Source organism: Brevundimonas sp. PAMC22021, assembly GCF_019443405.1.
Classification (GTDB): domain Bacteria; phylum Pseudomonadota; class Alphaproteobacteria; order Caulobacterales; family Caulobacteraceae; genus Brevundimonas.
On the sequence record NZ_CP080376.1, the window covers coordinates 2,079,064 to 2,102,383 of the forward strand.

Below are 23,320 nucleotides of genomic sequence, written 5' to 3' on the forward strand. Positions count from 1 at the left end.
CAGCCCGCAGGTCTCGGAGGGATCAAATCTCCCCGTGCATCAGGCGCTACGGCTTGAGGGGCGGAGCTGGTTTTACCATACCGAATGACTACCGAGTTTGCGGCCCGGGTCCACAGCCCTGACGGACTGAAACGCATTGTCAGCGCCGACTCCTGTTAGCCTTTGTCGTCCGCCCCGGTTTCACGGGCAGCCGCGGCCGTCCGGCGCGATTTCCAGAACGCCTGATAAGAAGGACCGCGGGAGTCGGGCGGACTCGTCGGCGGGTGAATGAAGACTGGCAGGGGCGCGGGCAAATCCGGCCCTATGATGATCGCCTCGCCGGGGCCCAGCATCGGGATGAACTGAGCCGCGCCCCGATCAAGATCGCCGCAGGCGCTTTCCACTGTATCGCGATCCTGCTTGTTGGTCAGCCGATGAACGAACAGCGTTCCTAGCTGGCTGAGAACGTCATGAGGAATGTCCCGCGGCCGCTGCGTCGCAAGGACGCAGGTCAGCCCGTATTTGCGGCCCTCCTTGGCAATCAGGCCAAACGAGTCCAGCTGGGTGCTGCCGTACTCATCGCCGACCGTCTGGCCGAGGAACTGGTGAGCCTCATCCAGAAAAACTACCAGCGGCCTGTCCCGGAATGCCCCGCCACGGGCCAGGCCTAGGAGGTGGCGGCCGATGATGTTGAGCAGGATTTCACGCGTATTGTGTTCAAACCGGACATCCCGGAACGAGATCACCGCCACGTCCTTGGTTGGATCGTTCAGGAACGTCGCCAGTTCGTCGACCAGAGACGTCCCATTTGTCTTGAACAGACACTCCAGTTCGGGAGAGTTGATCTGCGTGCCGATCCGCGAGACGAGCGTCTCGCAATAACCCGCCGTGGCCGGATCGGGTCCGCCGAAGTTGGCGGAGTGGTCGCGGTCCGTCGAGTAGACGCATTCCGCCTTGATCTGATCGGCGAGGTTCGAGATTTCGAAATCGCAGAGCGGCGAATGGATCGCATTCGAGTTGTCCGCGATTGCGGTATAGAATGGCGCGCGAGGTTGGCCCCGCTTGGCGACGAGCCCCTTGTAGAAGATGACCTTCTCCGGCGCCGTGCCGCTCACCGCCTGAACCAGCTTCAGGCTCTTGATCGCCTCCCTTAGTTTCGGACCCTGGCTTTGGCCGGAGGGGCGAAACAGCGAGAACAGATCGTCTTCGGTGACCTTTCGGTATGGGAAATGCACTTGTTTGTGGCCGGGGGATCCGACCTGGAAGACGAACACCTCATCAACCGGATCGATGTCCACAAACTCGCCGGTCGGGTCCAGCAGGATCGCCTTCCCGCCAGCGGCCTTAAGTTCTTGGATCAGCGTTGCGAGCGTCCAGCTCTTGCCGCCTCCGGTCGCGCCGAAGATGCCCGCATGCCGACCGAAGATTTTCTCGGGCGGCAGACAGATGTCGACGCCGTCCGCAGCGTCGATCCGGCCCACGCTCAACGTGAGGTCGCCCTTGTTGGTGACAGAGTTGCGGATCAACCGGGCCAGAAGCCTAGGATCGGCGAGGTGTACGCTGTCGCCGATACGGGGGAAGGCCGGAATTCCCCGCCGCAATTCGTCCGATCCCTGTTCGACAGCGGCAAGAAGCTGGATTCGGCCGATCGGATTCGGCTCCGGCGCCGCCCCGAGACGAGGTTCCACGCTCAGTCGTTCGCCGTCCGGGATGCGCGTTTCGATCACACGACCGAGGAGCTTGACGCGCTCGGAATCGATGAAGACGAAATCGCCGACGGCGCCGCGCGAAAGGCCGCGACGTTCGGGTCGCGCCGTCGCCTCGGGAAAGTTGACCTGGACCTGGGAGGCCGTGACCTCGGTCACTGTCCCTAAGTAGTGGTCGGGATCAACGGGGCTCGGCAACCGACCGGTCAATGCGGTTGCTCTTCGCGGAGGGCGCGGACGCGCGCGATATGCCGCTCCCGATCAGTCTCTCCGACCAGATCCGGCAAGGCCTTGGCCATGTCGCTGAAGCGCCCATTGAGCAGGTGGACCCTAGGATCACCGCCTTCCGCCAGGCGATAGAAGGCCTTCAAATACTTGTTCTGGGTCTTCAGATCGGCATTCAGCACATGATCGCCGGCCGCCACATCCGCGGCGTCTAGGAAGGCTGGATCACAGACCAGCAGCCGCAGCGACATATTCGCTTCCATCGCCGCTAGGATCGGTCGGCTGAGATGATCGTCATTGAAACCGAAGCCGGAAATGATCAGCGCGGTGTCGGACTCGCGCAGGGACGCCTGGAGGGCCCCGATCATGTCCAGGTAGGGAGCCTCGAAAGACTCCTGGTACTTGCTCGAGCGGGGATAGATCAGGATCGGATCGCCCTTGGGACTTTTCGACCTGACGATCTCACCTTCGATACGGCGCCAATCGACCGAGCCGTGCAGTTTGTAGAGGTGGAAGACGTTCTCGATGTAGTCGGGGGCGTCCTTGCCAATCTCGCGCCGAACGATGTCGAAATCGAAGTTGGCGCGGTCGTAGGTTTGCTCCAGGGCATGGGAGAAGCCGTCGATGATCGTGAATCGGTGCCGTCTCGCAGCTTCCTCGAAGCAGAGGTCGTAGTTGGTCGTGAAGAACCGCGCCCGGGGCTTGCGCATACCCCGCCGACCAATCTTCTGGATGACGGTCGCGTGGGCGTCGAGGGTCGTCTGTCCATCAATGAAGTCGACTGTCAAGAGGATCGCGTCCTCAGCCTCGCGGACAAAGGTGGCGACGGACTTCGCTTCTTCGCTCGTCGAGGTCTGATTGAGCTCGAGATAGAGTTTGCACAGCGTCAGCAGCTTTTCGATATTCCCGTCGATGGGCGCGCTGGGAAACAACCCGCAGATCGACAGAAATTTCGTTTCGCCAGCCCTGAGTTTCACCGCCTTCCAGAGGTCGCCCATGCTGGCGGGTTGAGCTTTGGCCGGGTCGTTCCGGGCGGCGAGTGATGAGCCGCTGCCAGTGAGGATCAGCAGGTTCGTAGAGTTGAGGGCATTAAGGAAAGCGCTTTCGATCAGCCTCTTGCTGCCGGACGCTTCGAGCTTTCCGTCCTCATCGCTGAGCTTATCCGCATAGGCCTTCCAGCCTTCGCCAGGCAGAAAGAGGCGGAGGTGATTTTCATCAGCAGGGTCGTTCGCCCAGTCTGGCATGAGAAGTATTTGCGCTGTTGTTGGTGAACGACCTTAGCCGCAACTGAAACGCGTTGTAACGCCGCCTGTTCGCGTGACCCTGTCCGATTTCCGATCGACCGCTGAGGTCCGCTATTGACGCCAAGCGGTCGCGCCGATCTTAGACGTGCATCGACGGCTTTTTCGATTAGACTCGAGTGATGCGGTCAGATCTCGAGCATCTTCCGGAGCGTCAGCAGCGAGAACTCGCCAAGGTTCGCGATACCCTGCTTGCTGGGTTCGACGCGGCAAAGAATGGCGGTGGCGGCGGCACCTCGACCTGGCGTCGCGGGGGGATGGTGTTCAAGATCATCCTGTTCGGCTCCTACGCTCGAACCGATTGGGTGGACGAACCGGAGAACGGCTACCTGTCTGACTTCGATCTCCTGATCGTCGTCAACGACGAGAAGCTCACCAACATCGCGGACTACTGGTGGAACTCCGAGGATCAAATTCTTCGCGACCCCGAAATCGGCCGAACGGTGAATATCATCGTGCACGACCTAAAGGAGGTGAACGACGCACTTAGGCGCGGCGAGTATTTCTGGACTGACATCGTCCGCGACGGGATCGCGCTCTACGACGTGCCGGGTCACTCATTTGTTGCCCCCATGCCCATGACGTCGTTTGACGCTCTAGCGAACGCGGAGACGACCCTGAAGTCCAGGTTGATGGACTTGGATCTCCGTTTGCGCTCGGCGGCTGAACAGGTGGCTGCTTCAGATCAAGGATCGCACGTTAGGAAGTGGGCCGCCTTCCTCCTGCACCAGGGCGTCGAGACCGCCTACGCCTGCTTCTTGCTCGTCCACACCTTCTATTTCCCCCGGTCACACAACATCAGGTTCCTCCGCTCGCTGGCGGAGGACATCGACACTCGGCTGGCGGACGCCTGGCCCCGCGAGCAGCGAGCGGACCGTCGCCGATTCGAGCTGCTCAAACGGGCTTATGTCGAAGCCCGCTACAGCGATCAGTACGATGCCTTGGCCGAAGATTTGGAGTGGCTGATGCGACGCGCTGTCGTCCTGCGCGACCTCGTCGCCAACCTCTGCGAAGCCAAAGTGGCCGAGCTTCGGATCAAGGCCGGGGCGCGCTGACCGGCCACACTGTCGATCACGTTCGCGAGAAATCGCGTGAGGCCTGCGACACGCCTGAAACCACCTGAAACCCAGTGAACCCTTCTGGTTGGCTTGGGCCTGTGATCGCCTTCTGGCGGCGGCCTTGACCTCCTGTGGATCGTCGCGCCTCCGTTGACCCGTTGAACGAGGAGTACCCGCGATGACTGGCATTTACCTTGGAGAGACCGAAGACGTTCTGCTGAACCGCAAGGAAGCGTCGACCGAGCTTCTGCGCATGGGCATTCGGCGCTCGCCCGCGACGCTGGCCAAGATTTTCTGCACGCGCTCGGACGGCCCGCCCTGCGTCCATCTCGGGCGCACGCCCTACTATCCCCGCCAACGGCTGCATGACTGGGCCAGAGGCCAGCTGACTGGCCTTCGGTCCTCTTCCAGTCAGCCCCGGCGGTCGGGCGACTGGACCGTCTCATCCGCTCTAGATGACGCGCAACCCTGATGCTCGCAGGCGGCGGGTGGGTCCTCACAGACCCAGGCCCGCCGCGCCCCGGCCGCCGGGAAGCACCTGCGCCAGACCCCGCGGGTCAAGACCCAATGTCGCCTTGGCACCGACCGCCGGCAGCGCCGTCCCGGTCGCCAGTCGGACGTAATGGTCCGCACCCGTCGCATCGCGCACCATGGCGAAGGCCGAGCCGCCCAGCTCGTCGTGAAATCCGGCCTGCACCACCTGCCCCGTCACCCTCCCCTCGCGCAGCACGCCAGCCGCCCTGCCGGTGTCGAGCCGATACTGGTTCAGCGTCCGGATCACATCCTTGGACATCTGCAGCTTCCTAAGGCGCGCTTCCAGGTCTTCCGCCAGCTTGAATCGGTGTCCTTGTCGCTGGGCCAGGCCGAGGCTTTCCAGATGCGCCAGTCGGCCACGCGTCAGGGCCGCCCACGCGTTCCGACCGCCTATCGCGTCATCGACGAGCCCCTGGCCATCCATTGACGCCAGAAGGCGACGATCGAAGCCTGTGAACCCATCCCTTTGGGTTTCCCGCCAGATGCGTCTCTCGGCGTCCTGACGTGACAGGTCGCCCAGTCGCTCCTGAGCCGCTTCCTGGGCGCGAGCGCGAAAACCATAACCGACATATGCGCGCGGGATCACAAGATCGCGGCCATTGGCGCGCTGTCCCGGCATCAGGACGTGGGCATGCGGCTGATCGGTGTCGAAATGGCAGACCGCCATCCACGGGAGGTCCGGCTCCCCCAGGTCAGCGCACACCCGCCCCATGACGTCCCGCGTATAATCGCGCAGGTCCGCGATCCGGTCGCCATTCTCTGGTGAGACGATGAAGCGGAAGTGGTGACGGTGCTCTGCCCACGCCCCGATCCGGTCGGCCCCATCCACCGCATCGGATTGGTGGTCGAAGAAGGTCGCCTGCTCCCCCTCGTGGCCGGCGCCGTCGCGACCCAGGTAGCGGACATGGGCGGCCAGCGCCTTGCCACGCGCCAGACCCTTGCCCACATGCCGCGACACCAGCGCCTTGACGATGACCCTCTGCCGCACGTCCACGCGAAAGGCGCTGCCGGACTTCCTGGCTGCCGACTTGAGCGCACCGGCCTTGGCGCCGTAGCTGAACCGCATCGTCGAGGAGAGGCGCTTGAGCATCGAAGCGCGGACACCCGGATCCGATTTCAGTCTGTCGGGCAGCCGCAAATCGACAGGGCTGTCGGAGGACGAGGACAGGGCCGCCAGCCGAACCTCCAAAGCGCTTCGAACGGACATGGCGAGACCTTCCTGGAAGTCGCGATCCGCCGCGCGCCACCCTAAGTCGTCGCAAGTCGCAGGGTGGATACTGGACGGTCGCTAGGGGCTGAGAACAAAGGACAAAAGCGAAGCGACGCCCTCTTCTTTTATCTTGCCCTCCCTCCCCGTCTCTTCGCCCCTGATGGCGCATCGATGATTTCGATTACCCAGTTCACATGAGGGACGACGGCCAAGCCTCTGCGTGGACTGGTGGCTATCCACAGTCGTCGGCGGACTCGAACTCAGGTCACTGCATATTTCGGCGTCTCTAAGTAGTCCGGCCGAGGTGGCCGATCTGCGGAGAGAGCATGCCCGTCCCATCACGCCTGAACGGCAATCCTGACAATGTCCCCGAGGATCTTGGTCACCTCAGGGGCCGAGGCCGACCTCCGCATCCAATCGTGGAACGTCCGGCGCCGCTTTGGGACCGCTTGGAAGCTCCCGCTGTCTTCGCTGAGGCGCTCGACGCAGAAATGAACCGCCACGGAGACAGCGCCTGGGCACTTCATCGAGCCATCGCGGCGAAGGAAGCGGTGGTCGACCTGACTACGATCAGAGCCTGGCGGAGGGGCACAAAGGTCCCGGCGACGCCCGCCAGCTTCCGAGTGATCTCACTTATCGAGCAACGGTACTGCCTGCCGGAAGGGTGGCTCCGTTCGCGCCTCGATCCGTCGCGTGTGGTTTCAGGCCACCGCCCTCGTGGAGTGAGCGCGGCGGAGAGGCAGCGGCTGGCCTGGCACCTTCCAGATGACTTCGGGACCCGGAGCCTCAGCGAGCAGGATCAAATCGTGGCGTGGGTTCAGTCATCGATCCTGTCCGGTGGGACCGCTTTCCATCGTTACCACGCGGAAGTCTCCAAACATCGGTTCTCGATTCGCTTTGAAGGTTCTGTCGGCAGCGTGCCGCTCCGCTCCGGAAAGAAACTCTCCGCTCGGTCGGAGTTCGCACCTCCATCCCGCCTCGCCCAAGAGATGGCGAATCTGCTGCGGTTCAAAACGCAAACGCTGACGGACATCGGCTTCCAGCGGTCCGGAGTGTGGAATGCGGAAACGGCCTCACAGAAGATCGAGCATCTCGGACTTATGTTCGGCGCACTGGCAATGCCGGCTGAAAGCGTATCCAAAGGATTTGGCCTCCCGCGAGAGAAGCTGACCTTCGCCCTGCTCGTCTCGCCAGCCGTATGGGACTGGTACGTCCAATGGCGAGAAGCACGCCGGGGTTTCTACACGGGCTGGGAAGCCGAAATGCTCCTTTTGGCAGCGGCCTTGGCGCGCAGCGGCACAGGGTGGTTAAGGCAGAACCCCAGGCTCGCGTCTGAACTGGAGCCGGTTGATGGTTTGATTACGGAAGACGAAATCCGCAAGATTGTTGCGGACTGGGACGCAGCTTGTGAGCGGTTGAACCGCCATGTGCTTGCGCGCGCCCGCGAAATCCAGCGGGTCGCTCGAGTGCATCGCGATCCATTCGAGCCACTGCTTCCCATTCTCGAAGCGCCCCGTCCGGTCGCGGAATATCTCAAGATCACCGAGGAAATCCTGCGGCGTATGCCGAACGCCGAACGCTATCCGAAACTGGCGGCCGAGAGCGTTCGGAGCTTTCTGATGCTCCGGTTTGGGCTCCATCTTGGCCTACGACAGAAAAACCTTCGCCAGCTGCTGTTTAGGGCCAAGGGCGACCCCGCAACAAGCGAGCGCGAACTTGAGCGCATCAAGGCGGGAGAGTTACGGTGGAGCGAGCGGGACAACGGTTGGGAAGTTTTCATCCCCTGTGCCGCATTCAAGAATGCGAACTCCGCCTACTTCTCCAGACGGCCGTTCCGCCTCGTGCTTCCCGATCTGGGCGATCTCTATCGCTGGATCGATGACTACATCGCAAATCGCCCGCTCCTTCTGGCCGGTGCGGCAGATCCCGGCGTCTTTTTCGTCAAGACGGTCAAGAGGACAAGCCATGACGCAGCCTACAGCCAGCAAGGGTTCTATGAGGCCTGGCGACTGACCATCCAGCGCTACGGCATCTACAATCCTTGGACGGGTCGTGGCGCCATCCCAGGCCTTCTACCGCACGGTCCTCACAGCGTTCGAGATGTGCTGGCCACGCATATCCTCAAGCAGACCGGGAGCTACGAGCAGGCCAGCTATGCCATCCAAGACACGCCCGCCACGGTCGCAGCCCACTACGGGAGATTTCTTCCGCAAGACAAGGCGGCGCTCGCCGCTCAGATTCTCAATCAGGTCTGGGAGAACAACTAGGGCAAGCGGCCAGCGCCGCCCACCTTCGCAAAACCGAGGTCAAAGGCGATAGCGCTCGTGTGCTTGCGGTAATCAGAGCCTCTATTCGCCGCATCTCGTGCGGCGAATAGAGTCAGGTCGATACCCGGTCCGCCTACGGTGCTAAAGGGCCTTATCCGGACCGTATCCCTCGAAGTGGGCGGGCCTGATGGTCATTTAAGACCTATCCAAATCTGTTAGCCCAATTGCCAAAAACCTTAGGATTTTTCAGCGAAATCCAATTTAATCGCTAAATGTTGTCAGACGGGGCCTAACAACATCCCAAGCTGGACATGCCATTTGAAAGCCACCTGGAAACTCAGCCTTGGCAGAGGCTGAAACCCAGCCCACGGCAATCCTGCATTTAATCTCAAACTCAAATGTCAGGATCAGACGACGTATCAGCCACCAACGTCGGCATCAGCTCCATGGCCACAAGCTCGCTGATCCTGTCAGCTGCCGCCTTAAGAGGATCATCAGCCAAGTGAGCATATCGGCTGGTCGTGCTGATGTGGCTGTGGCCCAGCAACTTTCCAATCAATGGCAACCCCTCGCCCCCGGCCAGACCGGCGCTCGCAAAGCTGTGTCGCAGATCATGGATGCGAAGATCCTCCATCTCCGCCCGCTTGCGAATGTTCACCCATGCCCAATCCAGATTGGCGACAGGGCGCTTAGGGTGGCGGCGATCAGGGAAGACATAGACGCTCCCGTTTGCGCGAAGGCCAGTCATCAACCGTATAGCCGGCGCACCCAACCGGATCGTCTTCGCGCCCGTCTTTGAATCCTGGAGCCTGAGGAGGCCGCGCTCCAGATCGACCTCCGACCATTTCAGATGCGCGATCTCATTCTTGCGGGCCCCTGTGAGCAGCAGGAGGCGGATGATGTTGATGTGGCGCGGATCACCGCCATCCTTCTCCAATTCGATCAGGACATCACCCAGGCGCGCCATCTCCGCCGGCGACAGGAAACGGTCACGACGATTGTCCTTGTAACGTTTCAATCCGCGGACTGGATTTTCGGTCATGAGCTTTCGCTCAATCGCGAAACTGAAGATGCCGCCCAAGAGCCCTACGGTCCGTGCCGCTGCATGCTTGCCTCCGCGAGTGTGAGGCGTGGCCTCCGCCCGAATCCTGCCGTTCCCGACATCGATCATGAGGCGCTGGATGTCGGCCCGTGAGACGTCGCTCAGCTTCATCCGTCCGACTCGAGGCTTGATGTGCCGGTCGATGCGAATGCGATCGATCTTAAGGGTCGACGCCTTCTTCATCGCTGTGCCCTCAGCCATGTAGAGTTCACACAGCTCCCCCATGGTCATCTCGCCCCGCCGTTCCATCTTGTCGGCCTGGGGATCGCCGCCTTGGGCGGCCTCGGCGATGGCGAGCCGAGCCCGTTCTCTCGCTTCCTCCGCCGTAATGACCCCGTGGGGGGCCAGCGCCATGAGCCGGTCCGAGCCTCCGTGAGTCCTGAACCGCGCCAGGTAGGTCCGCCGACCCTGCGGGGATATCCGGACGCCGAACCCCTTGAGATCGGAATCCCACACGACGTATCGCTCGTCCCGGGGTGCCAAAGCCTCGACTACCCTTTTGGTGAGACGCTTGGTCACCATATGGCCACCAGACATATTTCCTCCGTCCCGCCATGGCGGGTCTAGAGCCCGATTTCTGGTCACCACATGGCCACCAGAAGGGAGCAAGTCGGAGGATAAGGCGGTCATCCCGGGCAATCGCCCTCTGCCCTCTTTGCGCCATTAAAACAGGCACTTGGGCAACAAACGGGAACACCGGGAAACCCTAGGGTTCGAGCTCGATGTCCCAGTAGAGGTAGTCGAGCCAGCTCTGATGCAGGAAGTGCGGCGGAAAGCGTCGGCCGGCTTCCTGGAGCTGCCAGGCGCTGGGGCGATGCGGGTTGCGGCGGATCGGCATGGCCGCCTGCTGGGGCGTGCGCCCGCCCTTTCGGAGATTGCAGGGCCCGCAGGCCGCGACGATGTTCTCCCACGTCGTGCGCCCGCCATGCGACCGGGGCACCACATGGTCAAAGGTCAGCTCGGCGTTCTCGCCGCAGTACTGGCAGGCGAAGCCGTCGCGCAGAAAGACGTTGAAGCGGGTGAAGGCGGGCTTTCGGTCCTGATCGACATAGGTCTTCAGCGCGATCACGCTGGGCAGCACCATCTCCATGGACGGCGAGCGGACCACCTTGTCGTAGGTCGAGACCACATCGACGCGGTCCTGATAGACGGCCTTGACCGCCTCCTCCCAAGGCCACAGCGACAGGGGGTAATAGGACAGCGGCCGGAAGTCGGCGTTCAGCACCAGGGCGGGCCAGCCGGACGGCGGACGGGAGAGAACCTGCATCAGGCCCTCCCGTGGGATGCGGGGGGTGTTGAGGCGACAGGACTGAAGACGCGTCTCCTTCCTTGTCTGGTCCCTTCAGCCTAGACCCGATTCGCCGACGCCGCCACGACGAAGACGCGACCGCCGCGTGACGATTTCATCCGCGCGCGCGGTCGGGAAAACCCGGCAGGCTCCAGCCCCACTGCAGCGCCCCGGCGCGCAGTCCGAACCCGCAAAGCGCCGCCACGATGGCCGCGGGCCACATGGGTGTGTCCAGCGCGCGCAAGCCCACAAACAGGGTGGCCGCCAGGATTGCCGCCGAAATGGTGATCTCGCGTCGCAGCAGGATCGAGGGCTGGCCGGCCAGAAGATCGCGCACCACCCCGCCGAAACAGGCCGTCAGCGCCCCCATGACGATGCAGATCAGCGGCGCCACGCCCGCCGCCTCCGCCTTGGCCGCGCCCATGACGCCATAGGCGCCGAGACCCAGCGCATCGAGCCACAAGAGCGCACGAAACCGCCAGTCCCTGCGGCCCAGCAGCCAGATGGCCAGGGCGCCCAGCAGGCACACGCCGATGTAGCGCCAGTCCTGAACCCAGAACACCGGCACGCCCAGCAACAGGTCGCGCATGGTGCCCCCGCCCACGCCGGTGACGGCGGCGAAAAAGGCCAAGGTCACCAGGTCGTGCTTCTCGCGCGCCGCCGCCAGGGCGCCGGTGGCGGCGAACACGGCCACGCCCGCGAAGTCGAGCGCGCCCAGCACCGCCTGCGGATCGCGCAACGGCTCGGCCAGCGCCGGGTCGACAAGCGGCGTCATGATGCAACCGGCTCCAGCGCGATCTCGCCGCGCTTCACCCCGGTATACCAGGCCCACAGCAGATGGGTCGCCACGGCCCGGTACGGCCGCCAGGCCTCTGCGCGGGCATAGGCCTGCTTCTGATCGGGCCGCACCTCCGCATTGTCGGCCCAGCGGATGGCTTCCTGCAGCGCCACGTCGCCGCCCGGAAACACGTCCAGCCGCCCCTCGCACATCATCAGATAGGCCTCGGCCGTCCACAGCCCCACGCCCTTCAGCGCCGTAAGGGCGGCGATAGCGCCCTCGTCGTCCAGCGTGGCCATGTGCTCCAGGTCGATCTCGCCGGCCAGCTGCGCGCGCGCGATGCCCTGGCCGTACGTCGCCTTCTGCCGCGACAGGCCCATGCCGCGCAGCTGATCCAGATCGTGCCGCAGCAGGGCCTCGGGGCTGATCCCGCCCATGCCGTCGCGCAGGCGCGCCCAGACCGCGGCGGCCGAGGCGACCGAGACCTGCTGCTCCACGATCATGCGGAACAGCCCCTCGAACCCGCCGACCCTCAGCCGCCATTCCAAGGGCGGGGTCTGGCGATCGACCCGCGCCAGCGCCGGATCGGCCGATGCCAGCACTGAGCGCGCATGCGCCAGGTCTTCGGGCGTGGGAGGAAGCGGCATACGGCTCTCTGCAACGGCGAACACCCAAGGTGTCCCGCGTTCAGGCGCGTGACGCAATGACTTGACGCAGGCGGTCACTGACGACTTGAACCGGAGGCGACGCGGCGATATAGGCACGCCTCTTCCGCGAGGGTTTGACCCGTCGCGAGCCCAACGGCTGGGTAGCTCAGATGGTTAGAGCGGTGGATTCATAACCCACAGGTCGGCGGTTCGATCCCGCCTCCAGCCACCACCGTTTTCCCACAGGATGCTCCGGTTACGCTCGACAGCGGCCCCGCGCCATGGTCCTGTTCGCCGATGATGCTCACCGGTCTGTTCCTCGCCGCGGCGCTCCAGGCGAGCGCGGCCGATCCGATGCAGGCGGCCTACGCCAATACGGTGGTGTCCACCTATCCGGACGGGCGTACGGCGAGGCTCTGGCTGAACGCTGACCGCACCTATACCGGCCAGGGTCGGCGTGGCGGGCGCAGTTCGGGGGTGTGGGAGGTGCGGGGCGCGGACCTGTGCCTGCGTCAGAGACGCCCCATTCCGTCGCCGGTCCGATACTGCACGCCTGTCGTGTCCGGAGGCGTCGGCGCGCGCTGGCGGGCCAAGGCGGTCACGGGCGAGCCCATCACGGTGGAACTCGTCGCCGGCCGGTGATCGGGCGACAACTTCTTGCGAGAAACGACCATGACGGACAGCGAACTGGAACGGTTCAAGGCCGCGCGCACCACGGCCATCTACCGGCTGGACCTGATCGCGCGCGGGGCGCAGCTGAGCTACGAGGACGGGACGCCCATCGACATGGCGTCCGAGAAGGCGCGACTGGAGGCGGTGGTGGCCGACATGGACCGCCGCATCGCCGGGCTGGAAGGCTCCATCCACTGATGGCGCGGATCGTCGGATCGGAACAGATCCACTCCGGATGGTCGCGGCTGCACATGGCGACGATCCAGACCGACGAGGGCGCCCGGATCGTGCGCGAGGTCGAGGACCATGGAAACGGGGCGGCCGTGCTGCCCTATGATCCCGAGCGTCGCGTGGCCCTGTTGGCGCGGCAACTGCGGCCGGGTCCGCTGTTCGCCGGCGCGGCCAACCCCCTGCTGCTCGAGGCGCCGGCCGGCTTGATCGATCCGGGCGAGACGCCGGCCGACAGCGTTCGGCGCGAGGCGCTGGAAGAGGTCGGCGTGCGGCTGGAGAGGGTTGATCAGGTCGCCGCCGCCTTCTCCTGCCCGGGCGTCTCGACGGAGCGGCTGTTTCTGTTTCTGGGGGAGTACCGCGCGATCGACCGCATCGGCGCGGGCGGCGGGCTGGCCGGCGAGCATGAGGCCATCGAGGTGGTCGAAGTCTCGCTGTCGGAGCTGGCCCGCATGGCGGACGGCTGCGAGATCGAGGACCTGAAGACGCTGCACCTCGTCCTTTGCCTGCGGCTGCGACAACCGGACCTGTTCGGCTGATACGCCACGGCGCAACCGGCCGCCGGCTGCGGCGTTTGCCCGAACGAGATCAACCTTGACCGGAGCGACATCATGATCACGCGTTCAAAGACCTTGCTCGCGGCCGCCGCCGTCCTGGCGCTGGGCGCCGCCGCCTGCACCGAGACCGAGCAGGAGCAGACCGAGGCCAACGCCGAGGCCGCCGCCGATCGCACGGGCGACGCCGCCGCCGAGGCCGGCGACAATCTGAAGGAAGAGGCGGAGCAGGTCGGCTCGGCCATCGCCGCCGGCGCGCGCGAGGCGGGTCAGGAGATCGACGAGGCGACCGATCGCATGGCCGTCGCAGCCGACGAGCAGAAGGCGGAAACCGAGGCCGATTCGCGCGGCAACTGATCCAGGCTTCAGAACCAAGGGCTTCAGGCCGGCTCGGCCAGCAGGGCGTCGATCAGCGCCCTCGCCTCCGGCCCGGCCCAGTCCGCCTCGCCGACCTGCCAGGCGCGGATGCGGCCCTGGCGATCCAGCAGGATCGTCTGCGGCATCCGCCCGGCCCCGGCGAACTCGAACGGCAGCTGGAAGCGGATGTCGTTGTAGAGCGGCAGTGGCGCGTGGTCCTGAAGGAACCGCCCGGCGGCCCGCACCGCCTCAGGCGTCGCATCGACGTTGACCGGAAGAACCTTCAGGTCTCGCCCCTGGTAGTCCCGCGCGAGCGCCGCCAGCGTCGGCATCTCGGTCTTGCACGGGGCGCACCACATCGCCCACAGATTGACCACGACGACCTGTCCGGGGAAGTCGGCAAAGCGAACGTCGCGACCCTCCGCGTCCTTGAAGACGTAGTCTGGCGCGGGCTCCAGCGACGCAGGCGTCTCCAGCTGGCTCAGAGACCCGAGCGCGAACCGGGCCAGTTCGCTCCTGGCGGCCGGCTGAGTGTCGGCTGGCGCCTCAGGGGCTTGGACGGATGCGCCCCGATTGGCGTATAGCCAAGCCGCGCCGCCGCCCGCGCTGACCAGCACGACGGCCGCCAGCACGCCCACTGTCGTTTTCGAGCCCGCCATGACCGATCGCCCCATTGATGACGCCGGGACCACCGCCACGGCCAAGCCTGTCGGGCAGGATATGTGGGGCGGCCGCTTCTCTTCCAAGCCCGCCGACATCATGCAGGCGATCAACGTGTCGATCGGCGTCGACAAGCGCCTGTGGGCGCAGGATCTGGCGGGCTCGCGCGCGCACTGCCGCATGCTGGCCAGGCAAGGCATCATCGAACAGGCGGACGCCGACGCCATCCTGGGCGGCTTGGAGACCATCGAGGGCGAGATCGCCGGCGGGACTTTTCCCTTCCGCGACCAGTTCGAAGACATCCACATGAATGTGGAGGCCCGATTGTCCGAACTGATCGGCGAACCGTCCGGCCGCCTGCACACGGCGCGCAGCCGCAACGACCAGGTGGCGGTCGATTTCCGCCTGTGGGTACGCGACGCCTGCGACCGCACGGTGGATCAGCTGAAAGTGCTGCAAGCCGCCTTGCTGGACCGGGCCGAGCAGCACGCGGGCGACCTGATGCCCGGCTTCACCCACCTTCAGACCGCCCAGCCGGTGACGCTGGGTCATCACCTGATGGCCTATGTGGAGATGTTCGGGCGCGACGCCTCCCGTTTCGCTGACGCCCGCGTGCGGATGAACGAAAGCCCGCTGGGCGCGGCGGCCCTGGCGGGATCGCCTTTTCCCATCGACCGCCACATGACGGCCGAGGCGCTGGGCTTCGACCGGCCGATGGCCAACTCGCTGGATGCGGTGTCCGACCGCGACTTCGCGCTGGAAAGCCTGGCCGCCGCCTCGATCACGGCCGGGCATCTGTCGCGCCTGGCGGAAGAGATCGTGGTGTGGATGACGCCGATGTTCGGCTTCGCTTCCTTGCCCGACGACCTGACCACCGGCTCGTCGATCATGCCGCAGAAGCGCAATCCCGACGCGGCCGAACTGGTGCGGGCCAAGACCGGACGCATCATCGGCTCGCTGGTCGCCCTGTCCACGGTGATGAAGGGCCTGCCGCTGGCCTATTCCAAGGACATGCAGGAGGACAAGCCGCCGGTGTTCGAGGCGTTCGACGCCCTGGACCTGGCGCTGAACGCCATGACGGCCATGGTGCGCGCGCTGCAGCCGAACACCGAAAAGATGGCCGCCGCCGCCGGCGCCGGCTTCTCCACCGCCACCGACCTCGCCGACTGGCTGGTGCGCGAACTGGGCCTGCCGTTCCGTCGCGCCCACCATGTGACCGGCGCGGCGGTGAAGCGGGCGGAAAGCCTGGGTCTGGGTCTGGCCGATCTGCCGCTGAAAGAATTGCAGGCGCTCGAACCCGGCGTCACCGAAGCGGTTTACACCGTGCTGACCCCCGAAGCCTCCTGCGCCAGCCGCCAGAGCTTTGGAGGCGCCGCGCCGGAACAGGTCCGTGCGCGCATCAACGACTGGAGACGACGCCTGTGAAGACCACCCTGATCGTCGCAGGCGCGCTTGCCCTGCTCACCTCCGCCTGCGGCCGCATGGCCGATCTGGAAGCGCCCGTGCCCGACGGCGGCGCCATTCGCGGCGCCAGCGCCCCCGGCCCGGTCGAACCGGCCACGGTGAATGCGCCCTCCTCCATCCAGCCGATCGACGGCGGCCCCTCCAACCCCATCGGCGGCACCGCCGCACAGCGCGATCCGCGATAAGTCTTGCACCATTTCGACCTGAAGAACGGCGCGCTGCACGCCGAGGACGTGCCGCTGGAGCTGATCGCGGACGAGGTCGGCACGCCGGCCTATGTCTATTCGACCGCGACGTTGAAGCGGCACTACGGCCTGCTGCGCGCCGCCGCTGACGCGCACCGCGAGGCGCTGGGCGAGGCGCTGATCGCCTTTGCGGTCAAGGCCAACGCCAACCTGTCGGTGCTGGCCACGCTGGCCAAGCTGGGTTCCGGCGCCGACACGGTGTCGGAAGGCGAGATCCGGCGCGCGCTCGCCTCGGGCGTGCCAGCCGAGCGGATCATCTTCTCCGGTGTCGGCAAGACGGACATGGAGCTGGCGTTCGCCATCGGCGTCGGCGTGCGCCAGATCAATGTGGAAAGCGGCGCCGAGCTGGACCGGCTGATCGCCGTCGCCCATGCGATGGACGCCCGCCCCGCCGTCGCCATTCGGGTCAACCCGAATGTCGGCGCGGGCGGCCACGCCAAGATCACCACCGGCGGCAAGGGCGACAAGTTCGGCGTGCCCGCAGACGAAGCGATGCGCCTCTACGCCCGCGCCTCGGCCTCGTCCCATGTGACGCCGGTGGGCCTGGCCTGTCACATCGGCAGCCAGATCGTCGATCTGTCTCCGCTGGAGGCGGCGTTCCAGGTGCTGCGCCAGATGACGCTGGACCTGCGCGCCCACGGCCATGCGGTCACCCGGCTCGATCTCGGCGGTGGGCTGGGCGTGCCCTATTCCGGCGGATCGACGCCGCCCTCGCCGGCCGACTATGTCGCCATGGCCGCGCGGGTGCTGCAGGGGCTGGACGTGGAGGCGGCGTTCGAGCCCGGCCGCCTGCTGGCCGCCAACGCCGGCGTGCTGCTGAGCCGGGTGATCCAGGTCAACGAGCGATCGGACGGCCAGCGGTTTCTGGTGCTGGACGCGGCCATGAACGACCTGATGCGGCCGGCGCTCTATGACGCCTTTCACGACATTCGCGCCGTGCAGCCGCTGGGCGGAGAGGATCAGGCCTATAACGTGGTCGGGCCCGTCTGCGAGACGGGCGACACCTTTGCGCGCGACCGCATCCTGCCGCCGCTGGAGGCCGACGACTTGGTGGTGTTCACCGGCGCCGGCGCCTATGGGGCGGTCATGGCCAGCGAATACAACAGCCGCCCGCTGATCCCCGAGGTGCTGGTCGACGGCGACCGCTGGGCCGTGATCCGTCCCCGCCCGACCTATGAGGACATGCTGGACCGCGAGCCGTTCGCCGACTGGCTGTAGTCTTCTCTCCTCCCCATCCCGGACGGGGAGGTGGCGCGAGGCGACGCCTCGTGACGGAGGGGCGGGGTCAGCGACGCAGAACCCCTCCGTCTCGCCGGCTTCGCCGCCGATCCACCTCCCCATTCGCTAAGGCGAACAGGGAGGAGAGGCCCTTTCTGCCTCAGTTCCTCGGCGCGGTCGCATAGACGACGCGGCAGTCGCCCTCGATGGTGGTGAAGCGGCCGTTGGCGGCGTCGACGAACGACAGGCGGCCGCCCTCGTCGTACTCGACCTTGCCGGTCGAGCGGCCGGCGAAGTTCTGCGTCCCATAGGTCCAGCAGGTGATGTCGGCGGGGCGGTCGCTCCACTTGACGTCGCGCTGCGCCTTGCGGCTGTCGGTGCAGCCTCCGGCGAGGATAGCGAAAGCGAGGCAGGCCAGGACGGGGATGCGCATGAGACGAAGCTTGCTGTAAGCGGCGCCGTTTCGCAAGCCGGCGTTAGTCCAGCGCGCAGATGTCCGGCAGCCCGCGCAGATGCCCGGCATGATCCAGACCATAACCGACCAGGAAGCGGTTCGGGGCCTCCCAGCCGACGAAGTCGGGCTCCGGCGCACGGGGCTTGGGCCAGGGTTTGCGCGCGAAGACGCAGGTCAGAACCTCCGACGCTCCGGCTTCCCGCGCGATGCGCACGGCCTCGGCCAGCGACAGGCCGGTGTCGAACACATCGTCCAGGATCAGCACTCGCCGCCCGGCGATGGGCCGCTGGAACGGCGCATAGACGTCGATCTTGCCCCGGCTCGCCTGTTCGTCGCCATACGAGGCCAGCCACAGGGCGTCGAAGCGAACATGCCGCCCGACCCGCGCCAGCGCGCGCGTCAGGTCGGCGGCGAACCACAGTCCGCCCGTCAGCAGCACCGCCGCCACCGTGTCGTCGTCGATCACGGGAGCGATCCGCTCGGCCAGATCGGCCACGACGCGCGCAACCTCGGCTTCGGGCAGCAGAACGGTCGGCGTGGGGGCGGGCTCGGCCATGACCAGAGGCCCTAACGCCTAGTGGTGGCCCTTGTCCACCGAGGCGGCGGGGGCGGCGGCGTGATCATTCACCGGATGGGCGTCGACCGGCGCCTGATCCGACGAGGCGTGGCCGGGCGCCAACGCGGGCCGCAAGCCGCCGGCGGACGCCGAGGCGTGCTCGGCTGGGGCATGGGTCTTGTCCGCCGCCTCGCCGTGGTCCGAAGCCGCCTTGGACTGGGCGTGGTCGCCCGCGCCGGATCCGCCGTGACCTGCACCGTGAGCCGAAACCGCCTGGGCGAAGTTCACGCTGATGTCGGCCGCATGGCCGCCGGGATCGGCGATCAGGGCGGCGAATCCCTGCACCTTGCCGGGCAGCACGGGCGCCGCGTCGATCCGCACCACCTTGTGCCCGATCTCCGCGCCATGTTCGTCCAGCAGGGCGACGCGGACGGACGGCGCCACGATCTCGCCGTCGCGCACATTCCTGAGGGCGCCGGACACCAGCACCATGCCAGGGTGACCAGGAGCCTCCTTGGCGCTCATAGCCTCGAAGTCCAGACCGACAGGATTCACCGGCGAGCCGACCATGGCGTAGGCGGCGGCGGCGCGGGGAAAGGCCTCCACCACCTCGACGCGGAACAGCCAGGCCGAGGTGACCAGGCCGACAAAGACGCTGGCCATTCCGGCCCAGGCAATGCCTTGAGCGGCTGCGCGGCGCAGGCGGCGCTGCTGTTCGGCGCGGGCGCGAAACGCCTTGGGCAGTTCGGGCGCCGGCGTTTCGGCCAGGCTGACCTCCGGATCAGGTTCGACGACGCGCGGCTCGGGCGCGACGGTCAGCTCCAGCGGTTCGTCGTTGGACGCCTTCCACACCTCGCCGCACGACTTGCAGCGGACCTTGCGGCCGTTCGGCCCGACCAGGTCGTCGGCGATGAAATAGCTTGTGGCGCAGGCGGGGCAGGTCAGTATCATGTTCGCTGACTGCGAGGCGTCTCGCCCCCTCCCGTTCGGGGCTGCTCGCCCCGTGCTGAACCAGATCGATGCCGTCTTCGCCCGCCAGCCCCGAACCCTCAGCCGCGCCAGAGACCGTCCGCCTGCACGGCGTGGGCTTCGGCTATGCGACGTCCGGTACGGTTCTGCGGGACGTTAACCTCATTCTGCCGCGCGGCTCTTTCCATTTTCTTACCGGGCCTTCCGGCGCAGGAAAGTCGTCGCTGCTGAAGCTCTTGACCCTGGCCGCGCGGCCGAACGCCGGAACGATCCGCCTGTTCGGCGAGGACGTGACGCGGATCGCACGCCGCGACGCGCCGGCCTTTCGCCGGCGCATGGGGGTGGTGTTCCAGGACTTCCGCCTGCTGGATCACCTGTCGGCCTTTGACAATGCGGCGCTGCCGCTGCGGCTGGCCGGCAAGACGCGCGCGCAGCATGCCGCGGACGTGGAGGAGATGCTGCGCTGGGTGGGCCTGGGCGCGCGCATGCAGGCGCGCCCGCCCGAGCTGTCCGGCGGCGAAAAGCAGCGGCTGGCGATCGCCCGCGCGGTCATCGGTCAGCCCGGCCTGATCCTGGCGGACGAGCCGACCGGCAGCGTCGACGCCGCCATGGGCGAGCGGCTGCTTCGCCTGTTCCAGTCGCTGAACCGGCTGGGCGCCACCGTGCTGATCGCCAGCCACGATCAGGGTCTGGCCGAACGCTCGGGCGCGGGCGTGCTGAGGCTGGACGGCGGTCGCCTGACCGGGCCCGCGACGACGGAGCCGGTCGCCGCATGATCCCGCGCCTTTCAAGCCTTCGTCCAAACAGGGATCCCGCGCCCCTGCTGCCGCGCGCCTCCGCCGGCGAGCCGTGGCTGATGTCGGTCATCGCCGTGCTGTGCTTTCTGGCCTGCCTTGCCGCCGTCGGGGCCTCGGCCGCCGACCGGGCGGCGCGCGGCTGGGCCGGGCAGTTGGGCGCAGAGGCGACCGTGCAGGTCCGTCCGCGCGTCGGCGAGACGGGCGCCGCCGCCGCCGCCCGCGCCGCCGAGACCCTGTCGGGCGTCGATGGCGTGGAGGAGGCGCAGGCTCTGGACCGACGCGCGGCCGAAGCCCTGCTGCGACCCTGGCTGGGCGAGGCGGTGCTGCCCGACCTGCCGCTGCCGTTCCTGGTCACCGTTAGGCTGTCGCCGGATACGCCCGCCTCGGCCGTGACGCTGAGCCGGGCGCTGGCGCAGGCCGGGCTCGACGCCTCTGTCGACGACCACAGCCTGTGGCGAGGCGAGGTCGAGCGTTCGGCCGGCGCAATCGGCGCCCTGGCGGGGCTGGCGTTCCTGGCCACGGCCTTTGCGGCGGCGGCGGCCATCGCCTACGCGACGCGCGCGGGGCTCGCCGCCAATCGCGGCGTGATCGAGACGCTGAGCCTGAACGGCGCCGGCGACGGCCTGATCGCGGGCCTGTTCCAGAGGCGGTTCGCCATCCTCGCCGCGACGTCAGGCGCGATCGGCGCGGCCGTCGCCGCCCTGCCGGTGATCCTGCTGCGGTTCATCGGCGGCACGGATGGGGTCAGCGCTGCCCTGCCGCTGGCCTGGAGCGACCTCTTGCTGCTCTCGCCATGCCCGCTTCTCGCGGCTACGGTGGCGCTTGCGGCGGCGCGGATCGCCGCAATGCGGACGCTGGCGGATGGCAGGGAGGGCGTATGAAACTCTTGACGATTCTGGTCGTCGCCGCCCTGATCTGGCTGGCGGGCCTGTTCGCCTTCGCCCAGCATGTGCGCGACCTGACGCCGGCGCCCGATCCGGCGCGTGCGGACGGCATTGTCGCCCTGACCGGCCCCTCGGCCGAGCGCGTCAACGCCGCCATTCGCCTGCTGGAATACGACAAGGGCGACCGGGTGCTGATCTCGGGCGTCAACCGCGAGGTGCGCCGGCGGGAACTGCGCGAACTGGTGCCCGGGTCGTCCCGCCTGTTCAACTGCTGCGTCGACCTGGGCTTCGAGGCCACCGACACCGAAAGCAATGCGCAGGAGATCGCCGCCTGGGCGCGCTCGCGCGGCTACAACAGCCTGATCGTGGTGACCTCCGACTACCACATGCCGCGTTCGCTGGCCGAGATCGAGGGCGCCCTGCCCGGCGCCGAGCTGACGCCGTTTGCCGTCTCCACCCCGTCGCTGGACACCGAGGACTGGTGGCGGGCCGAGATCACGGCGCGGCGCATGACGCTGGAATACTGCAAATACCTGGCCGCCGTGGTGCGCGAGTTCTGGCGCGACCTGACCGGCGACGACGACGCCCCCGCCGCTGAAAAGGCCGCCGCTTAAGTGACCACCCTGCGATCCCTGTTGTTCGTCGCCTGGCTGTATCTGTCGATGGCGGTGTTCGCCGTCGGCATGTCGCCCGCGCTGCTGCTGCCGCACCGCTACGCCATGTGGGTGATCACGTCCTGGTCGCGGTTCGTGCTGTTCGGCCTGCGCTGGATCGCCGGCGTCCGGGTCGAGGTGAGAGGGCTGGAGCACAGGCCGACGGGCGCCGCCCTGATCGCCTCCAAGCACCAGGGCATGCTGGACGTGATCGCGCCCTTCGCCTTTCTGGACGACAACTGCTTCATCATGAAGCAGGAACTTCTGCCCCTGCCCTTCTTCGGCTGGTTCGCCTGGAAGACGCGCATGATCGCGGTGGACCGCTCGGCGCACTCCAAGGCGCTGAAGGACATGGTGCGCCAGGCGCGCGCCCGCTTTGCCGAGGGCCGCCAGATCCTGATCTTTCCCGAGGGCACCCGCGCCGAGGTCGGCGCCCAGCCCGACTACAAGCCCGGCATCGCCGCCCTGTACCGAGACCTGGACGCGCCCTGTCATCCGGTCGCCACCAACGCCGGCGTGCATTGGCCCGCGCATGGCTTCCGCCGCTATCCCGGCACGGTTGTGTATGAGTTCCTGCCGCCGATCCCGGCCGGGCTGAAGCGGGCCGAGTTCATGCAAGCGTTGCAAAACAGCATCGAGTCGGCGTCGACGAAGCTCCTGGTGCAGCCAAACGGCCGTCTCGCGCATTCCGGCGACTGATCAACCGCCTGAAAGCCTCCATTCGCATGTCGCTGCGTCTTTTCGCCCTCGCTGTCGTGTCCCTGTCCGCCGTCGCCGGCTCGGCGCTGGCCCAGTCCCAGCCCTATCCGCGTCTGGAAGAGCCCAAGGAGTGGCGAGTCGATGTGGGCGGCGGGGTGACGCACGGCTTTTCGGCCACCGGCAACACCGGCAAGGACGTGAACTTCACCGCCTGGGGCTCGGCCAACTGGCGCGAGATCGTCTACGCCAACGGCCTGGACGGCCTGGGCTGGAACGCCGTCTATTCCGACGACTTCCGGGCGGGCGTTCAGCTGCGGCCGCGGTTTTCGGCCGGCGACATCGAGGGCTCGAACCTGGATCGTCCTGACCTCGGCGCGGACGGCACGCTGTACGCCTACAAGCGTATCCCCGGAGACTTCGTGGTCGGCGGTCGGATCGGTCACGACGTCACCGGCGACGATGCGGGCCTGAGCTATTTCGCCTCCATCGGCCATCAGGACGTGACGCGCGTCGGCCTGTTGCGCACCTCGGCTTATGTCAGCGGCGGCAACGACGAGCGGGTCCAACGCTACTTTGGCGTGACGCCCGCAGAGGCGCCCGGCAGCGGCTTTTCGGCCTATGAGCCATCCGGCGGCCTGACCGGCGCAGGCGTGTCGGCCTTTCTCGCCGTGCCGATCGGAGAGCGGTTCGGCGTCGGCGGCTTCGTCAACTACGAGCGGCGTCTGGGCGACGTGAAGGACAGCCCGCTGGTGGACGGCGCGGACGTCTGGCGCGCCGGCCTGATCGGCGTGGTTCGCTTCAGCAGCCCGAACTAG

Annotated in this window: 26 protein-coding genes and 1 tRNA gene; 16 read left to right on the forward strand and 11 right to left on the reverse strand. The window is 66.6% G+C overall.

The features are described from left to right. Window positions 1–155: 155 nt before the first annotated feature. Window positions 156–1,844, reverse strand: a complete 1,689-nt coding sequence (locus tag KY493_RS10220; protein WP_219896244.1) for an ATP-binding protein — start codon at window positions 1,842–1,844, stop codon at window positions 156–158. Window positions 1,845–1,891: 47 nt separating this feature from the next. Continuing rightward, the gene (locus tag KY493_RS10225; RefSeq protein ID WP_219896245.1) at window positions 1,892–3,154 is read right to left on the reverse strand and encodes an SIR2 family protein; all 1,263 of its coding nucleotides are present in this window, start codon (window positions 3,152–3,154) and stop codon (window positions 1,892–1,894) included. Between the two features lie 179 nt (window positions 3,155–3,333). Between KY493_RS10225 and KY493_RS10230 the strand changes: the two genes are divergently transcribed. After that, window positions 3,334–4,266 carry a nucleotidyltransferase and HEPN domain-containing protein gene (locus tag KY493_RS10230; protein ID WP_219896246.1) on the forward strand — a complete coding sequence of 311 codons (933 nt, stop codon included), beginning with the start codon at window positions 3,334–3,336 and terminating at the stop codon, window positions 4,264–4,266. A 181-nt stretch (window positions 4,267–4,447) separates the two neighbouring features. After that, complete coding sequence (locus tag KY493_RS10235; protein WP_219896247.1) at window positions 4,448–4,741, forward strand: hypothetical protein; 294 nt, start codon at window positions 4,448–4,450, stop codon at window positions 4,739–4,741. Between the two features lie 24 nt (window positions 4,742–4,765). Here the strand turns inward: KY493_RS10235 and KY493_RS10240 are convergent, their stop codons facing one another. Next, on the reverse strand, window positions 4,766–6,010 hold the full coding sequence (locus KY493_RS10240; RefSeq protein ID WP_219896248.1) for a DUF3363 domain-containing protein: 1,245 nt from the start codon (window positions 6,008–6,010) through the stop codon (window positions 4,766–4,768). A gap of 422 nt (window positions 6,011–6,432) precedes the next feature. On the opposite strand from KY493_RS10240, the gene KY493_RS14520 reads away from it, so the two are divergent. After that, window positions 6,433–8,280, forward strand: a complete 1,848-nt coding sequence (locus KY493_RS14520) for a hypothetical protein (RefSeq protein ID WP_255567861.1) — start codon at window positions 6,433–6,435, stop codon at window positions 8,278–8,280. A gap of 394 nt (window positions 8,281–8,674) precedes the next feature. Here the strand turns inward: KY493_RS14520 and KY493_RS10250 are convergent, their stop codons facing one another. The 4 genes from KY493_RS10250 to KY493_RS10265 form a co-directional block, all read right to left on the reverse strand. Continuing rightward, window positions 8,675–10,012 (reverse strand): tyrosine-type recombinase/integrase, encoded by a 1,338-nt coding sequence (locus KY493_RS10250; protein WP_370627321.1) that lies wholly within the window; start codon window positions 10,010–10,012, stop codon window positions 8,675–8,677. A gap of 76 nt (window positions 10,013–10,088) precedes the next feature. Next, window positions 10,089–10,649: an HNH endonuclease gene (locus KY493_RS10255; protein WP_219896250.1), complete on the reverse strand. Its 561-nt coding sequence runs from the start codon at window positions 10,647–10,649 to the stop codon at window positions 10,089–10,091. 136 nt (window positions 10,650–10,785) lie between these two features. After that, complete coding sequence (locus KY493_RS10260; protein ID WP_219896251.1) at window positions 10,786–11,445, reverse strand: trimeric intracellular cation channel family protein; 660 nt, start codon at window positions 11,443–11,445, stop codon at window positions 10,786–10,788. Continuing rightward, window positions 11,442–12,095, reverse strand: coding sequence for a DNA-3-methyladenine glycosylase (locus tag KY493_RS10265; protein WP_219896252.1), 654 nt, complete (start codon window positions 12,093–12,095; stop codon window positions 11,442–11,444). Before KY493_RS10265 ends, KY493_RS10260 begins: the two co-directional genes overlap by 4 nt. 155 nt (window positions 12,096–12,250) lie before the next feature. Here KY493_RS10265 and KY493_RS10270 point away from each other — a divergent pair. The 5 genes from KY493_RS10270 to KY493_RS10290 all read left to right on the forward strand — a co-directional run bounded on the left by KY493_RS10270 (window position 12,251) and on the right by KY493_RS10290 (window position 13,906). Continuing rightward, a tRNA-Met gene (locus KY493_RS10270) sits at window positions 12,251–12,327 on the forward strand. 65 nt (window positions 12,328–12,392) lie between these two features. Then, entirely contained in the window at window positions 12,393–12,737 is a 345-nt protein-coding gene (locus KY493_RS10275; RefSeq protein ID WP_219896253.1) for a hypothetical protein, read from the forward strand. A gap of 30 nt (window positions 12,738–12,767) precedes the next feature. Beyond that, the gene (locus tag KY493_RS10280; protein ID WP_219896254.1) at window positions 12,768–12,965 is read left to right on the forward strand and encodes a hypothetical protein; all 198 of its coding nucleotides are present in this window, start codon (window positions 12,768–12,770) and stop codon (window positions 12,963–12,965) included. Continuing rightward, window positions 12,965–13,534 carry an NUDIX hydrolase gene (locus tag KY493_RS10285; protein WP_219896255.1) on the forward strand — a complete coding sequence of 190 codons (570 nt, stop codon included), beginning with the start codon at window positions 12,965–12,967 and terminating at the stop codon, window positions 13,532–13,534. Before KY493_RS10280 ends, KY493_RS10285 begins: the two co-directional genes overlap by 1 nt. A gap of 72 nt (window positions 13,535–13,606) precedes the next feature. After that, window positions 13,607–13,906 (forward strand): hypothetical protein, encoded by a 300-nt coding sequence (locus tag KY493_RS10290; protein ID WP_219896256.1) that lies wholly within the window; start codon window positions 13,607–13,609, stop codon window positions 13,904–13,906. A 23-nt stretch (window positions 13,907–13,929) separates the two neighbouring features. Here KY493_RS10290 and KY493_RS10295 read toward each other — a convergent pair whose 3' ends face one another. Beyond that, window positions 13,930–14,565 carry a TlpA disulfide reductase family protein gene (locus KY493_RS10295; RefSeq protein WP_219896257.1) on the reverse strand — a complete coding sequence of 212 codons (636 nt, stop codon included), beginning with the start codon at window positions 14,563–14,565 and terminating at the stop codon, window positions 13,930–13,932. A gap of 61 nt (window positions 14,566–14,626) precedes the next feature. On the opposite strand from KY493_RS10295, the gene argH reads away from it, so the two are divergent. Genes argH through lysA form a run of 3 tightly spaced genes read left to right on the forward strand, consistent with a single transcriptional unit; the run spans window position 14,627 to window position 17,493 of the window. Then, window positions 14,627–15,991, forward strand: coding sequence for an argininosuccinate lyase (gene argH / locus KY493_RS10300; RefSeq protein ID WP_370627377.1), 1,365 nt, complete (start codon window positions 14,627–14,629; stop codon window positions 15,989–15,991). Next, window positions 15,988–16,215 carry a hypothetical protein gene (locus KY493_RS10305; protein ID WP_219896259.1) on the forward strand — a complete coding sequence of 76 codons (228 nt, stop codon included), beginning with the start codon at window positions 15,988–15,990 and terminating at the stop codon, window positions 16,213–16,215. The genes argH and KY493_RS10305 overlap by 4 nt, the downstream gene beginning before the upstream one ends. Window positions 16,216–16,218: 3 nt before the next feature. Beyond that, on the forward strand, window positions 16,219–17,493 hold the full coding sequence (gene lysA, locus KY493_RS10310) for a diaminopimelate decarboxylase (RefSeq protein WP_219896260.1): 1,275 nt from the start codon (window positions 16,219–16,221) through the stop codon (window positions 17,491–17,493). Window positions 17,494–17,653: 160 nt separating this feature from the next. On the opposite strand, the gene KY493_RS10315 is transcribed toward lysA, so the two are convergent. The 3 genes from KY493_RS10315 to KY493_RS10325 are packed head-to-tail and all read right to left on the reverse strand — an operon-like array spanning window position 17,654 to window position 19,454. Continuing rightward, window positions 17,654–17,926, reverse strand: a complete 273-nt coding sequence (locus KY493_RS10315) for a hypothetical protein (protein WP_219896261.1) — start codon at window positions 17,924–17,926, stop codon at window positions 17,654–17,656. 43 nt (window positions 17,927–17,969) lie between these two features. Further along, entirely contained in the window at window positions 17,970–18,503 is a 534-nt protein-coding gene (locus KY493_RS10320) for a phosphoribosyltransferase (protein WP_219896262.1), read from the reverse strand. A gap of 18 nt (window positions 18,504–18,521) precedes the next feature. After that, entirely contained in the window at window positions 18,522–19,454 is a 933-nt protein-coding gene (locus KY493_RS10325) for an MJ0042-type zinc finger domain-containing protein (RefSeq protein WP_219896263.1), read from the reverse strand. A 68-nt stretch (window positions 19,455–19,522) separates the two neighbouring features. On the opposite strand from KY493_RS10325, the gene KY493_RS10330 reads away from it, so the two are divergent. Genes KY493_RS10330 through KY493_RS10350 form a run of 5 tightly spaced genes read left to right on the forward strand, consistent with a single transcriptional unit; the run spans window position 19,523 to window position 23,320 of the window. After that, on the forward strand, window positions 19,523–20,248 hold the full coding sequence (locus KY493_RS10330) for a cell division ATP-binding protein FtsE (protein WP_219896264.1): 726 nt from the start codon (window positions 19,523–19,525) through the stop codon (window positions 20,246–20,248). Then, entirely contained in the window at window positions 20,245–21,150 is a 906-nt protein-coding gene (locus tag KY493_RS10335; RefSeq protein WP_219896265.1) for an ABC transporter permease, read from the forward strand. The genes KY493_RS10330 and KY493_RS10335 overlap by 4 nt, the downstream gene beginning before the upstream one ends. After that, window positions 21,147–21,767 (forward strand): YdcF family protein, encoded by a 621-nt coding sequence (locus KY493_RS10340; protein WP_219896266.1) that lies wholly within the window; start codon window positions 21,147–21,149, stop codon window positions 21,765–21,767. The genes KY493_RS10335 and KY493_RS10340 overlap by 4 nt, the downstream gene beginning before the upstream one ends. Continuing rightward, window positions 21,768–22,505: a 1-acyl-sn-glycerol-3-phosphate acyltransferase gene (locus tag KY493_RS10345; RefSeq protein WP_219896267.1), complete on the forward strand. Its 738-nt coding sequence runs from the start codon at window positions 21,768–21,770 to the stop codon at window positions 22,503–22,505. 26 nt (window positions 22,506–22,531) lie between these two features. Further along, window positions 22,532–23,320, forward strand: a complete 789-nt coding sequence (locus tag KY493_RS10350; RefSeq protein WP_219896268.1) for a MipA/OmpV family protein — start codon at window positions 22,532–22,534, stop codon at window positions 23,318–23,320.

Excerpts from the sequence above, each read along its gene's own strand:
- KY493_RS10230 (WP_219896246.1), top strand. The coding sequence starts at position 3,334 with ATGCGGTCAGATCTCGAGCATCTTCCGGAGCGTCAGCAGCGAGAACTC.
- KY493_RS10295 (WP_219896257.1), bottom strand. The coding sequence starts at position 14,565 with ATGGCGGGCTCGAAAACGACAGTGGGCGTGCTGGCGGCCGTCGTGCTG.
- KY493_RS10250 (WP_370627321.1), bottom strand. The coding sequence starts at position 10,012 with ATGACCGCCTTATCCTCCGACTTGCTCCCTTCTGGTGGCCATGTGGTG.
- KY493_RS10325 (WP_219896263.1), bottom strand. The coding sequence starts at position 19,454 with ATGATACTGACCTGCCCCGCCTGCGCCACAAGCTATTTCATCGCCGAC.
- KY493_RS10240 (WP_219896248.1), bottom strand. The coding sequence starts at position 6,010 with ATGTCCGTTCGAAGCGCTTTGGAGGTTCGGCTGGCGGCCCTGTCCTCG.
- KY493_RS10285 (WP_219896255.1), top strand. The coding sequence starts at position 12,965 with ATGGCGCGGATCGTCGGATCGGAACAGATCCACTCCGGATGGTCGCGG.
- KY493_RS10335 (WP_219896265.1), top strand. The coding sequence starts at position 20,245 with ATGATCCCGCGCCTTTCAAGCCTTCGTCCAAACAGGGATCCCGCGCCC.
- KY493_RS10340 (WP_219896266.1), top strand. The coding sequence starts at position 21,147 with ATGAAACTCTTGACGATTCTGGTCGTCGCCGCCCTGATCTGGCTGGCG.
- KY493_RS10350 (WP_219896268.1), top strand. The coding sequence starts at position 22,532 with ATGTCGCTGCGTCTTTTCGCCCTCGCTGTCGTGTCCCTGTCCGCCGTC.
- KY493_RS10280 (WP_219896254.1), top strand. The coding sequence starts at position 12,768 with ATGACGGACAGCGAACTGGAACGGTTCAAGGCCGCGCGCACCACGGCC.
- KY493_RS10275 (WP_219896253.1), top strand. The coding sequence starts at position 12,393 with ATGATGCTCACCGGTCTGTTCCTCGCCGCGGCGCTCCAGGCGAGCGCG.
- KY493_RS10235 (WP_219896247.1), top strand. The coding sequence starts at position 4,448 with ATGACTGGCATTTACCTTGGAGAGACCGAAGACGTTCTGCTGAACCGC.
- KY493_RS10315 (WP_219896261.1), bottom strand. The coding sequence starts at position 17,926 with ATGCGCATCCCCGTCCTGGCCTGCCTCGCTTTCGCTATCCTCGCCGGA.
- KY493_RS10255 (WP_219896250.1), bottom strand. The coding sequence starts at position 10,649 with ATGCAGGTTCTCTCCCGTCCGCCGTCCGGCTGGCCCGCCCTGGTGCTG.
- KY493_RS10225 (WP_219896245.1), bottom strand. The coding sequence starts at position 3,154 with ATGCCAGACTGGGCGAACGACCCTGCTGATGAAAATCACCTCCGCCTC.
- KY493_RS10320 (WP_219896262.1), bottom strand. The coding sequence starts at position 18,503 with ATGGCCGAGCCCGCCCCCACGCCGACCGTTCTGCTGCCCGAAGCCGAG.
- KY493_RS10260 (WP_219896251.1), bottom strand. The coding sequence starts at position 11,445 with ATGACGCCGCTTGTCGACCCGGCGCTGGCCGAGCCGTTGCGCGATCCG.
- argH (WP_370627377.1), top strand. The coding sequence starts at position 14,627 with ATGTGGGGCGGCCGCTTCTCTTCCAAGCCCGCCGACATCATGCAGGCG.
- KY493_RS10265 (WP_219896252.1), bottom strand. The coding sequence starts at position 12,095 with ATGCCGCTTCCTCCCACGCCCGAAGACCTGGCGCATGCGCGCTCAGTG.
- KY493_RS10290 (WP_219896256.1), top strand. The coding sequence starts at position 13,607 with ATGATCACGCGTTCAAAGACCTTGCTCGCGGCCGCCGCCGTCCTGGCG.
- KY493_RS10330 (WP_219896264.1), top strand. The coding sequence starts at position 19,523 with ATGCCGTCTTCGCCCGCCAGCCCCGAACCCTCAGCCGCGCCAGAGACC.